Source organism: Streptacidiphilus monticola, from assembly GCF_042658505.1.
In the GTDB taxonomy this organism is placed as follows: domain Bacteria; phylum Actinomycetota; class Actinomycetes; order Streptomycetales; family Streptomycetaceae; genus Streptacidiphilus; species Streptacidiphilus monticola.
The window spans coordinates 38,113-49,363 of record NZ_JBHSQJ010000022.1 but is presented as its reverse complement, the minus strand read 5'-3'; the positions used below and the strand labels follow the sequence as shown (position 1 = coordinate 49,363).

Genomic DNA, 11,251 nt, shown 5'->3' with positions numbered 1-11,251 from the left:
GCCTTCGCTGGTGTGCGGGGCACCGGGCGAGGATGATGCCGCCATGACCGAGATCCGAGCGGCGAGGACGGTCGACGAGATCGTCGCCGCGGAGCACCTGTTCGACGGTCCGGTGAAGCCGGAGGGGGTGGGCCGCTTTCTCGTCGAGGACGGCCACCACCTGCTGCTGGCCTACCCGGACCGGGAACCCTACCCGGACGGTCCCGTGAACGGGAGCGTGGGCGAGAGCGACGCCGCGGCGCCGGTGGGCTTCGTCAGCGGGGTGGAGGTGACGCACCCCGACAAGGGGACCGAGATGTTCCTCTACGAACTCGCCGTGGCCGAGGCGCACCGGCGCCGGGGTGTCGGCCGCGCCCTCGTCGAGGCGCTGGCCGAACTGGCCCGGCAGCGGGGCTGCTACGGCATGTGGGTGCTGACGGACCGGGGCAACCCCGCCGCCCTGGCCGCCTACCGCAGCGCGGGCGCGGCCGAGGAGGAGGACTGCGTCCTGCTCAACTGGAGCTTCCCCGACCCCCGTTGACCGGGCGGCGGCCCGGCCGCCGACGTTCAGCCGAAGTGGTCGGTGCGGCCGAGGTCCTCGTCGCCGATCTCGAGCGAGCCGTGGCTGTAGGCGTTGCGCGGTGTCAGGTTCAGGGTGACCTTCTGGGTGTGCCCGGCCTTGACCCCCGCCGCCGCCTCGCCGGACAGCACCCAGGCCTTGAAGCCGCCCCTCGCCTGCGCGTCGGCCTCCAGCTGCACAGTGAACTCCAGTTGCACCGTGCCCACTTCGAAGGAGACGGGCTGCCCGCTGCCGCGCGCCGCCGCGGCGATCAGCTGGTCGCGGATGGTCTGCACGGCGTCGGTGAGGTCGATCCGGGAGTGGCTCATGCCGCTCAGCATGGACGCGCGGCTGCGCGCCGGGCGGGCGTTCGCGCAGGCCGTCACGGAACTGTGAAGAGTCGCACGGGGTCGCGGACTCAGCCCGAGACCTCGTCCACGAACACCTCGTCCACCCGGACACCCCAGCCGCGCCCGGACTCCTTCAGCAGGGCCAGCAGCCGGTCCGCCACCGGCTGCAAATGCCGGCGCAGCTGGTCGGCCGGTTCCGCCGCCACCGCGTCGCGTGCGGCGACGTCGAGCAGCTGGACCAGGGCCGGGCCGGGGGCCGAGACACCGTAGGTGGCGGCCCGGGGGTCCACCACCTTGTAGCGGAGCCGGAGTTGCAGCACGACGGGGCGCCCCTGCGCGTCGGTGCCGACGACCCGCAGCGGCACGGTCTGCTCCTGGACGTCGATCCGGTTGCGCACCCGCTCCGCCATCGGCAGCAGCAGCGCCGTGCCGGGCCGGAGCGTGCGCGCGTAGCGGCCGAAGCGTTCGACGACGGCCACCGTCCCCTCCGGCACCCGGCGGACGGAGGAGCCGAGAACGACCGCCACGAGCACGCCCACCAGGACGCCGAGTACCCCCACCATGCCGTCAGGATAGGAGCAGGTCCCGTGCTCCCGCCGGGGGTTCGGCGCTCAGCCGCGTCCCTTCCACCGCACCCCCGCCGTCGTCAGTCCCTGCCCTGCGCGATCGCCTCGGCGACCTCCGCCGCGCGGGCGGCCTCCTCCGCCGCGAAGCGCTGGGCGTCCAGCTGCTCGGCGATCTCCTCATCCTGCCGCATCAGCGCGTCCAGGTTGGAGTCGCCCAGCTCGAAGACGCCCATGTCCACGTAGGCCTGCTGCAGCTTCGGCCCCCACAGCCCGATGTCCTTGACACAGGGCACGATCCGGGAGAACAGCAGCTTGCGGAAGAACTGCAGGTACTCGCTCTGCTCGGTGACAGCCTTGGCGTCCGCCGCCGGGATGCCGAAGTTCTGCAGTACCTCCACTCCGCTCAGGCGGTCGCGCATCAGGTAGCAGCCCTCGATCACGAACTCCTCGCGCTCGGCCAGCTCCGCGGCCGTCAGCTGCTTGTAGTAGTCGCGCAGCGCCATCCGCCCGAAGGCCACGTGCCGGGCCTCGTCCTGCATCACGTACGCCAGCAGCTGCTTGGGCAGCGGCTTGGTCGTGGTGTCCCGGATCAGCCCGAAGGCGGCCAGGGCCAGGCCCTCGATGAGCACCTGCATGCCCAGGTACGGCATGTCCCACCGAGAGTCGCGCAGGGTGTCGCCGAGCAGTGACTGCAGGTTGTCGTTGATCGGGTAGAGCATGCCGATCTTCTCGTGCAGGAACCGCGAGTACAGCTCGGCGTGCCGGGCCTCGTCCATGGTCTGCGTGGCCGAGTAGAACTTCGCGTCCAGGTCGGGCACCGACTCGACGATGCGGGCGGCGCAGACCATGGCGCCCTGCTCGCCGTGGAGGAACTGGCTGAACTGCCAGGAGGCGAAGTGCCGCCGCAGGTCCGCGCGTTCGGCCGGGCTGAACTTGTCCCAGTACGCGGTTCCGTAGATGGCCATGGCCTCGTCGGGAACGCCCAGCGGGTCGTAGGGATCGACCTCCAGGGACCAGTCGATGCGCTTGGCGGCGTCCCACTGCTTGTCCTTGCCCTTCTGGTAGAGGGCGAGCAGGTGGTCGCGTCCGTCGTCGTACTCCCAGTTCAGCCGGGCCGCGCCGGCGGCGGGCACGGACCAGAGAGGGGTTTCCGGCGGCACGGTGTACCGGTCGAACGTCGACATGTGCGGGCTCCTGCCGAGGAGTTGGGGGGATCTCTGACAGGAGCCTCACACGCGGTCAGCGGCCGGACAATGCCGACCGCTGACAGGGGTCAAGGGGCTGCTATGGAGGATTTGCTGTGGTGCACGGGCATTGACGGAACGTCAATCCGAGGAGTACTCGGCAGTACCCGCCGGAGGCCCGCTACAGGCTCGCGCCGTGCTGCTTGAGGTAGGTCACCGGGTTGACGACCGCGCCGTAGGCGTTGCTGGTGCGGATCTCGAAGTGCAGGTGCGGGCCGGTCGAGTTGCCGGTGTTGCCCGACTTGCCCAGCTGCGCGCCCTTGGCCACGTGCTGGCCCGCCTGGACGCCGATGTGCGAGAGGTGCGCGTAGAGGGCGTACCTGCCGTCGGACAGGTGCACCACCACGGTGTTGCCGTAGGCGTTCTGCCAGCCCGCGGAGACGACCGTGCCGGAGGTCACCGCGTGCACGGCGGTGCCCACGTTGACGGCGAAGTCGGTGCCGGTGTGGTAGCCGGCCGCCCACGGGCCGGGGACGCCGAAGTTCTCGCTGATGGTGGGGTGGGCCACCGGCGTCACGTAGGCCTTGGCGGCAGCGGCCGCCTTGGCCGCGGCCAGCTTGGCGCGCTCGGCGGCGCGGGAGGCGGCCACGGCCTTCGCTTGGGCGGCGTCCTTCGCGGCCGCCTCGGCCTTGGCCTTCGCCGCGGCGGCGGCCTGGACCTTGGCCTGGGCCGCGGCCTTCGCCTGGGCGGCGGTGGCGGCGGACTGGCTGGCGGCCCAGACGGGGGAAGCGGTCACGGCGCTCGCGGCGACCGCGTTGGTCGTGGACACCGGAGTGGTGGCGGGGGTCTTGGGCGCGCTGGTCAGCTCGGTGCTCCAGTTCCCGCCGGACAGCTGGGCGCGGGTGTCGTCGGCGTAGGCGGAGACGGTGAACACGGTCCCGCCCGCGAGGGCGACGGCGGCAGCGGTGGCGGCGACGGTGGCGATGCGCTTGCGGCGCTGGGCGATGCGGCCGGACACGGCGAAGGCGGACATGCGTGGACTCCCGAGCAGTCGGTGAGGGCTCTCGGGACGTCGGTGCACTCTCGGACCCGAGCAGGTCCATTCCTGGGTAACACCGGGCCCGGGCGGGCCGGAAACACCCCTGCTACGACGCGTGGTAGTAGGACGGCCGGGGGTTTCCGCGGGTACGGGCTGCCCACCGCGCGGGCGGGTGACTACGATCCTGGGTCGTAGGGGACCAAGGGCCTGTGAGGGGCCTCACGCGCGGGGGGCTTCCCGGCGGCGCCCGTCGTCCTAGGCGGGCTTGCCGATCCGGTCGGCGATCTCCAGGGCGATCTTGAGTCCCAGGGCGAGCCGGGTGGCCTCGTCGGGCAGGTCCGGGAGCTCGCGGTGGGTGCACTCGTCCACGTGCGCCTCGGCCACGAACTGGGCGACGTTGATGCTCATCAGGGCGACAGCCGAGCGCACCCGGTCCTCGTAGCCGGCGTTCGGCCCCTGCAGCAGCCGGGTGAGCGCGATCATGCGCTCCTTGAAGCGGTTGCCGACCGCCAGGTCCCGGATGGTGGGCTGGTTCTCGTGGAAGAAGCGGACCAGCCGCTTGCGGTCGACCATCCCCTCCGCGTACCGGCGGATGATCTCGTCCCGCACCGCCGGGCTGTACTCCTGCTGCTCGCCCCAGGCGATGGCCTCGTCGATGGGGGCGGACATGGAGTCGACGATCCCGGCGAGGATGTCCTCCTTGGTGCGGAAGTGGTAGTAGAGCGCGGCCTTGGTGACGCCGAGGCGGTCGGCGATCTCACGCAGCGACGTCTTCTCGTACCCGTGCTCGGCGAACAGTTCGAGGGCGGTGTCGATGATGCGCGCGCGGGTGTCGGTGCGCGGTGCCTGGGTCGTCATCCATCCGCCTCTTCATCAGTGGTCGGGCCGAGCTTATCGCGCCATGTCCACGCTTCCTAGCCGCCCGGCTAGGAAGCGGTAAGAGGCCCGGTGCAGGGCGGTCCCGGCCGCTTCACGACGGCAGCCGGTAGACGCCGGGCTGGACCGGCTCGACCAGCCCGTCGGCGACCAGCCCGTCCAGCGCCCGGGCGCGCTGCACCGGCTCGCCCCACACCGCGTCCAGCTGACGCTGCGTCACGGGACCCTCCGCCTCGCGCAGCACGGCCAGCAGCAGGCCGCGGACCTGTCGGTCGGTTCCCGCGTAGCTCTGCCCCCGACGCGGCGGCCCCTCATGCGGTGGTGAACCTGCGAGCCGCCACGCGCATTCCGCCGCCACCGGGCAGCGCCCGCACTCGGGGCTGCGGGCCGTGCACACCAGCGCGCCCAGTTCCATCACCGCGACGGCCCAGGCGGCCGCGGTCTCCGGCTGCTCGGGCAGCAGGCCGGCCGCGGTGCGCCGCTCCGCCGCGGTGGTGGCGTTGGGCGGGTACTCCTGGCCCTCGACCAGCCGGGCGAAGACCCGGCGGACGTTGGTGTCCAGCACCGCGTGCCGCTGCCGGAACGCGAAGGAGGCGACGGCGGCGGCGGTGTACTCGCCGACGCCGGGCAGGGCCAGCAGCGCGGCGTGGTCGGAGGGGACGACGCCCCCGTGCTCCTCGGTGATCGCGGTCGCGGCGGCATGGAGCCGCAGCGCCCGCCGCGGGTAGCCGAGCCTTCCCCACGCCCGGACGGCCTCGCCGGGCGCCTCTGCCGCGAGCGCGCCCGGGGTGGGCCAGCGTTCCATCCACGCGTGCCAGACCGGCAGCACCCGCTTGACCGGAGTCTGCTGGAGCATGAACTCACTGACCATCACCGCCCAGGGCCCGGCGTCCGGTTCACGCCAGGGCAGCTCGCGGGCGTTCGCCTGGTACCAGCCGAGGACGGTGCGGTGCAGCGAGGGGAGGCTCGGGTGGGGCGTCGTGGTCATGGTGCTCCGATCCTCCCACAGGGGGACGGACCACCCGCCGGACGGAGCAAATGGACGATCATGTGAAAGAAGGGGCGCGAGTGCGGTGGTGTTGCCGTGAGCAGGGGTTGACGTCTCGTAAGGTTTGCTCGTGCCTTCTCTGCGCAATCCCGTCGGACCCCTGCCGGCCTCCATCTACTGGCGCCGGCGCGTCGTCGTGCTGGCCGCCTTCGCGGCGGTCGTGGCCCTGCTCGTCTGGCTGGTCTTCGGCGGGGGCGGCGGCAACTCGCCCGTGGCAGGCGCGTCCGGTTCCCCGGCGGGCTCCCTGACGCCCGGCGGCGGCTCCAACGACGGCAAGCCGGGCGGCAGTTCGGCTCCGGCGACGGGTGGCGGCCCGAGCGGCGGAGGGAGCGCGAGCGCCGGCGCCGGGGCGACGCCCTCGGCGTCCGCCTCCGCGTCGGCGTCGGCCGGCGCGCCGGTCAGCGTCTCCGGCGGAGGCTCGGGTGGGGGCGCCGGCGGTTCGGGCTCCGGTTCCGGTGGCGGTACGGCGCAGGGGAACGCGCCCGGCGTGGCCAACCTGCCCCAGTGCGCGCCCGCAGACCTGGAGTTGGCGCTCAACAGCTCGGAGCAGACCTACAACTCCTCGCAGTGGCCGACGTTCACGCTCGACGTCACCAACACCGGCGGCGCCGCCTGCCGGATCGACCTGGGCGCCAAGTCGGCCGTGCTGACCATCACTTCCGACAGCGGCACGCGGGTCTGGTCCTCCGGCGACTGCCCGAAGGACGGCTCCGCCCAGTGGTACGCGGTCCCCGCCTCCGGCGGACCGCTGACGGCCACGTTCCAGTGGGCCCGCACCACGTCCAAGCCCGGCTGCACCCCCGGCACGGGCGGCGGGGCGGTGGCCTCCGGCACCTACCTGGCCCGCGTGGCCGTGAGCGGCCTCCAGTCCCAGCCCACGCACCAGTTCAAGCTCGCCCCCTTCGGCAGCTGAGCGCCCCGCCAGCGCGCGGGAAACCGCGCGACCAGCCCACCGCTCGCGGAGGTCCGACCCCTTGATCGGGGACGGACCTCCGCGAGTGGTGTGTTGTTCGCGCTGGGGGCACCTCCCGCCGTGGGGGCACCCCGGCCGAAGGCTGGGGGAGGGTGGGTGATCCTCGCGCCCCTGGCGGGGCGCGGTGCACCTACACGTAGCGTTCCAGGATGCTGCTCTCCGCCAGGCGGCTGAGCCCCTCGCGGACGCTCCGGGCGCGGGACTCGCCGACGCCCTCCACCGCCTGCAGGTCGTCGATGCTCGCGGCGAGCAGCTTCTGCAGTCCGCCGAAGTGCTCCACCAGTCGCTCGATGACGGTGTTGGGCAGGCGCGGGACCTTCGCCAGCAGACGGTAACCCCGGGGGCTGACCGCCGCGTCCAGCGCCTCGGGCGTGCCCGCGTACCCCATCGCCTTCGCCACCGTCTGCAGGTCGAGCAGTTCGGTGTGGGTCAGCGCCTCCAGGTCCGTGAGGACTTCCTGGACCGTGCGGCCCTTCTTCGCCGCCCGCTCCGGGAAGTAGTCGCGGGAGATCAGCTCGCGGTCCGGCTCGACCCCGGCGATCAGCTCGTCCAGCTGCAGGGAGAGCAGGCGGCCGTCGGTGCCCAGCTCCACCACGTAGCCCGCGATCTCGTCCGCGATCAGGCGGACCATCTCCAACCGCTGGGCCACGGAAGCGACATCACGCACCGTCACCAGATCCTCGATCTCCAGCGCGGAGAGCGTGCCGGTGACCTCGTCCAGGCGCAGCTTGTAGCGCTCCAGCGTGGCCAGCGCCTGGTTGGCCCGGGAGAGGATCGCGGCGGAGTCCTCGATGGCACGGCGGGTGCCGTTGACGTAGAGGGCGATCAGCCGCATCGACTGGCTGACCGAGACGACCGGGTACCCCGTCTGCTTGTTGACCCGCTCGGCGGTGCGGTGCCGGGTGCCCGTCTCCTCGGTGGGGATGTCCGCGTCGGGGACCAGCTGCACGCCTGCCCGCACGATCTTGGTGATGTCCTTGTCGAGGACCACCGCGCCGTCCAGCTTGCACAGTTCGCGCAACCGCGTGGCGGAGAACTCGACGTCGAGCACGAAGCCGCCGGTGCACAGCGACTCGACCTGCTTGTCGAAGCCGAGGACGATCAGGCCGCCGGTGCGGCCGCGCAGCACCCGCTCCAGACCGTCACGCAGGGCGGTGCCGGGAGCGATGGCACTGAGGGAAGCCCGGAGAAGGGCCTCCTCGCGGGAGGAGCGATCCCCCCGTTCGTTGGCTGCCACTGGGGCTACTCCTCCGATGGGGTGGGGTGTGCGCGTACAACTTTACCTACGGCTGCATGGGCACGTGCCTGCTTATTGCCCCCATGGGGGATTTGAGATCCGGCTGTGCTGTTACTCGGGCGTATTGCGCCCGATTTCCTCCCATCCGGCCATCGGATCAGACGAATCGTCAGGAATCCGCGGGCGTGGGGCCGACCGTTCAGCCGACCGCTCCGCGGGGCGGCCGTCGGCCTTCTCGCCGGCACGTGCGGCGCGCGGCCGCCGGGGCTTCGGGATCGCGGCCAGCGCCTCGCCGATCGTGGCCACCTCGATGACCCGCATCCCCTTGGGAACCTTGCCGGGGTCAGGCGGGACCAGGGCATGGGTGAAGCCGAGCCGGTGCGCCTCGGACAGCCGGCGCTCGACGCCGGTGACCCGGCGCACCTCTCCGGCAAGCCCCACCTCGCCCACGGCGACCAGCTCCTGGGGCAGCGGCGTGTCGGCGGCCGAGCTGGCCAGAGCCAGGGCGACGGCGAGGTCGGCCGCCGGTTCGCTCAGCCGAACGCCGCCGACGGTGGCGGCGTAGATGTCCAACTTCCCCAGCCTGACCCCGCCGTGACGCTCCAGCACCGCGAGGATCATCGCGATGCGCGGCGAGTCCAGACCCGAGGTGGCCCGGCGCGGCGAGGGGATCTGGGTGTCCGTCATCAGCGCCTGCACCTCGGCGACCAGCGGCCGACGGCCTTCGAGGGTGACGGTCAGACAGGTGCCGGGGACCGGCTCCTTCCGCTTGGTCAGGAAGAGACCGGAGGGGTCGGGCAGGCCGGTGATCCCGGAGTCGTGCAGCTCGAAGCAGCCCACCTCGTCGGTCGCGCCGTAGCGGTTCTTCACGCCGCGGATCAGCCGGAGCCGGGCGTGGCGGTCCCCCTCGAAATGGAGGACGACGTCGACCAGGTGCTCCAGCAGCCGCGGGCCGGCGATGTTGCCGTCCTTGGTCACGTGGCCCACGAGCAGGCTGGACATGCCGCGTGTCTTGGAGGCCCGGATCAGCGCGTTGGCCACCTCGCGGATCTGCGCGGGGCCTCCGGGCGCGCCGTCCAGCTCGGCGGAGGCGACGGTCTGCACCGAGTCGAGGATCAGCAGGGAGGGCTGCACCTGCTCGATGTGCCCGAGGACCGCGCCGAGGTCGGTCTCGGCGGCGAGGTAGAGCTCGGGGTGGAGCGCGTTGATCCGGTCGGCGCGCAGGCGCACCTGGCTGGCCGACTCCTCGCCGGTGACGTAGAGGGTGCGGTGCCCGGGACCGGCGGCCTTGGCGGCGACGTCGAGGAGCAGGGTGGACTTGCCGACGCCCGGCTCGCCCGCGATCAGCACGACGGCGCCGGGCACCAGCCCGCCGCCGAGGACCCGGTCCAACTCGTCGATCCCGGTGGGCCGGGAGGCCGCGACGGTGGCGTCCACCTGCCCGATGGGCCTGGCGGCCTGCGAGACCGGCCCCGCCGCGGTGGTCCGCACGGCCGTGGGCGAGCCGTACTCCTCCACGGTGCCCCACGCGTTGCACTCGGAGCAGCGACCCGTCCACTTGGGCGGCGTGGCGCCGCACTCGGTGCACCGGTAGGTGGAGCGCGCCTTGGAGTTGGACGTTCGTGCTGCCATGCCCTGAACCGTAGCTGTTCCCTCTGACAGGACCCCTCCCCGGGGGCGCGGGGCTGTCGACCCACGCGGCGGAGCCAGGTGTCGACGCCTCGCGCTCCCGGGGAGGCGACCTCCCGGGGGTTACGGGTTGTCACCCGAAAGCGTGGATCGGGGGCTGTGGGGAGGGGGTCGGGGTGCGCCACCCCCCTAGCGTCGGCGTGGTGAGCACCGAAACCCCCGGCGCCGTCGACGAGGCGGCCGAGCACCTCGGCGACGCGCTCTTCACCTACTGCCTGTCGGTGCTGTGCGACCAGGACGAGGCGCTGACCGCCGTTCGCGAGGTCAAGCAGCTGGCGATACGCCACGGGCGGCGGCTGCGCCGCCCGGAGCTGCAGCGTGCCTGGCTGTACGCGCTGGCGCGGTACGTCTGCCTGGTCCGGTTGGAGCGGGGCGGGCTCGCCCCCGTGGACGCCGCCGATCCGGCCGCGCATCCGCGGCTCGCCCGGCTGGCGTGGCCCGAGGCGGCGGGGACCACGCCCGAGCAGCGTGAGCTGCTGGAGTTGACGGGCCGTCACCAGTTGGACGTGCCCGAGCTGGCGGCGGTGCTCGACCTGCGCGCCGAGCGCGCCATGCAGCTGCTGGCCGAGGCGGAGCAGGAGTTGGAACGCACGGCCGCCGCGCTCGCCCTGCTGGCCGAGGACGCCTGTCCGGAGCTGAGCCGCCTGGGCCGCGACCGCGGCCCGGTGCTGGCGCCCGCCCTGCGGGGGGAGCTGGTCCGACACCTGGACGCCTGCCCCACCTGCCGCGGCGCGGTGGAGCGTGGCCGGGCGCAGGGGCCGTGGCCCGGGACGCTCGCTGCGGCCGGAGCGCTGCCGCTGATCCGGGTGCCGCGCCGGGCGCTGAAGGTGGGGGAAGGTTTCTTCGCACGGGACCGGGAGCCTGTTCGGGAACCCGTCTTCGACCGCCGCGGCTTCCCGGTGCACCGCACTCCGGAGGAGCAGCGGGCACTGACGGCCCGTCACCGGGGCCTGGCCGGCGTGCTGGTGGCGGCGGCGGTGCTGGGGCCGGTGGGGGTGGCCCTGGCCCTGCACGGTGCTCCGGCGGGTTCGGGGGAGCCGCAGGCGCAGGGTCCGGGCGGGGCGGCCGGGATCACCGGGGTGCAGGTCAGCTCGCCGACCGCCCAACCGACCGCCTCCACCCAGCCGGTGCCCGTGGCGAGCGGCAGCGCGCCCGCGACCGTGGCCGCCGCGCCCGGCGGGGCGACGACCGCGGGTCAGGGCAGCAGCGGCCACCTCGGTGAGGGCGTGGGGGTGCCGGTCACCACCGTCAGCACCCCTGCGACGCGGTCGACACCGACGCCGCCCAGTGCGGGCCCCGGCCGACTCGTCGTCACCGCAGGGCAGTTGAACGGACGCACCGTGCTGACGCTGAGCAACCCCGGCGGCTCGTCGGTGAGTTGGCACGCCAGCCCGGACGCCTCCTGGCTGCGGCTGAGCCGCGACTCCGGCGTGCTCGCTGCTGGAACGCAGGCCACGGTGCTGGTCACGGTGGACGACGCGATCGCTCCGGACGGCTCCTGGACCGCGCACGTGCGCTTCGCGCCCGGTGGCGCCGTCGTCACCGTCACCGGGTCCGGCGGGCGCCGCGGCATGCCGTCGCCCTCGCCGAGCGCTTCGTCGGCCTCGCCGACTCCGACTCCCACGCCGTCCCAGAGCTCGGCCTCGCCGACGCCCACCCCGACGGCCTCGCCCTCCGACTGCCCCGGCGCGTCCCCCGACTGCTCCGCCCCGTCCGGCGCCGCCGCGCCCCAGGGCGGCTGACCGGGGCCC

The 11,251-nt window shown here is 73.3% G+C and carries 11 protein-coding genes; 3 read left to right on the top strand and 8 right to left on the bottom strand.

Going from position 1 to position 11,251, the window contains the following annotated elements; genetic code table 11:
* Window positions 1-43: 43 nt before the first annotated feature.
* Complete coding sequence (locus ACFP3V_RS07210; RefSeq protein WP_380580981.1) at window positions 44-520, top strand: GNAT family N-acetyltransferase; 477 nt, start codon at window positions 44-46, stop codon at window positions 518-520.
* A 26-nt stretch (window positions 521-546) separates the two neighbouring features.
* Here ACFP3V_RS07210 and ACFP3V_RS07205 read toward each other — a convergent pair whose 3' ends face one another.
* The 6 genes from ACFP3V_RS07205 to ACFP3V_RS07180 form a co-directional block, all read right to left on the bottom strand.
* On the bottom strand, window positions 547-867 hold the full coding sequence (locus tag ACFP3V_RS07205) for a trypco2 family protein (protein ID WP_380580979.1): 321 nt from the start codon (window positions 865-867) through the stop codon (window positions 547-549).
* 89 nt (window positions 868-956) lie between these two features.
* Window positions 957-1,451, bottom strand: coding sequence for an SPFH domain-containing protein (locus ACFP3V_RS07200; protein WP_380580977.1), 495 nt, complete (start codon window positions 1,449-1,451; stop codon window positions 957-959).
* Between the two features lie 83 nt (window positions 1,452-1,534).
* Window positions 1,535-2,638 carry a ferritin-like domain-containing protein gene (locus ACFP3V_RS07195; protein WP_380580975.1) on the bottom strand — a complete coding sequence of 368 codons (1,104 nt, stop codon included), beginning with the start codon at window positions 2,636-2,638 and terminating at the stop codon, window positions 1,535-1,537.
* A 181-nt stretch (window positions 2,639-2,819) separates the two neighbouring features.
* The gene (locus ACFP3V_RS07190; protein ID WP_380580973.1) at window positions 2,820-3,671 is read right to left on the bottom strand and encodes a M23 family metallopeptidase; all 852 of its coding nucleotides are present in this window, start codon (window positions 3,669-3,671) and stop codon (window positions 2,820-2,822) included.
* Window positions 3,672-3,932: 261 nt separating this feature from the next.
* On the bottom strand, window positions 3,933-4,535 hold the full coding sequence (locus ACFP3V_RS07185) for a TetR/AcrR family transcriptional regulator (protein WP_380580971.1): 603 nt from the start codon (window positions 4,533-4,535) through the stop codon (window positions 3,933-3,935).
* A 112-nt stretch (window positions 4,536-4,647) separates the two neighbouring features.
* Window positions 4,648-5,541, bottom strand: coding sequence for an HhH-GPD family protein (locus tag ACFP3V_RS07180; RefSeq protein WP_380580969.1), 894 nt, complete (start codon window positions 5,539-5,541; stop codon window positions 4,648-4,650).
* A gap of 130 nt (window positions 5,542-5,671) precedes the next feature.
* Between ACFP3V_RS07180 and ACFP3V_RS07175 the strand changes: the two genes are divergently transcribed.
* Complete coding sequence (locus tag ACFP3V_RS07175) at window positions 5,672-6,514, top strand: hypothetical protein (RefSeq protein ID WP_380580967.1); 843 nt, start codon at window positions 5,672-5,674, stop codon at window positions 6,512-6,514.
* 190 nt (window positions 6,515-6,704) lie between these two features.
* Here ACFP3V_RS07175 and disA read toward each other — a convergent pair whose 3' ends face one another.
* Both disA and radA read right to left on the bottom strand, forming a co-directional pair.
* On the bottom strand, window positions 6,705-7,811 hold the full coding sequence (disA, locus tag ACFP3V_RS07170; protein ID WP_380580965.1) for a DNA integrity scanning diadenylate cyclase DisA: 1,107 nt from the start codon (window positions 7,809-7,811) through the stop codon (window positions 6,705-6,707).
* A gap of 111 nt (window positions 7,812-7,922) precedes the next feature.
* Window positions 7,923-9,443 carry a DNA repair protein RadA gene (radA, locus tag ACFP3V_RS07165; RefSeq protein WP_380580963.1) on the bottom strand — a complete coding sequence of 507 codons (1,521 nt, stop codon included), beginning with the start codon at window positions 9,441-9,443 and terminating at the stop codon, window positions 7,923-7,925.
* A gap of 200 nt (window positions 9,444-9,643) precedes the next feature.
* Here radA and ACFP3V_RS07160 point away from each other — a divergent pair, with 200 nt between their 5' ends.
* Window positions 9,644-11,242, top strand: a complete 1,599-nt coding sequence (locus tag ACFP3V_RS07160) for a hypothetical protein (protein WP_380580961.1) — start codon at window positions 9,644-9,646, stop codon at window positions 11,240-11,242.
* Window positions 11,243-11,251: the final 9 nt, after the last annotated feature.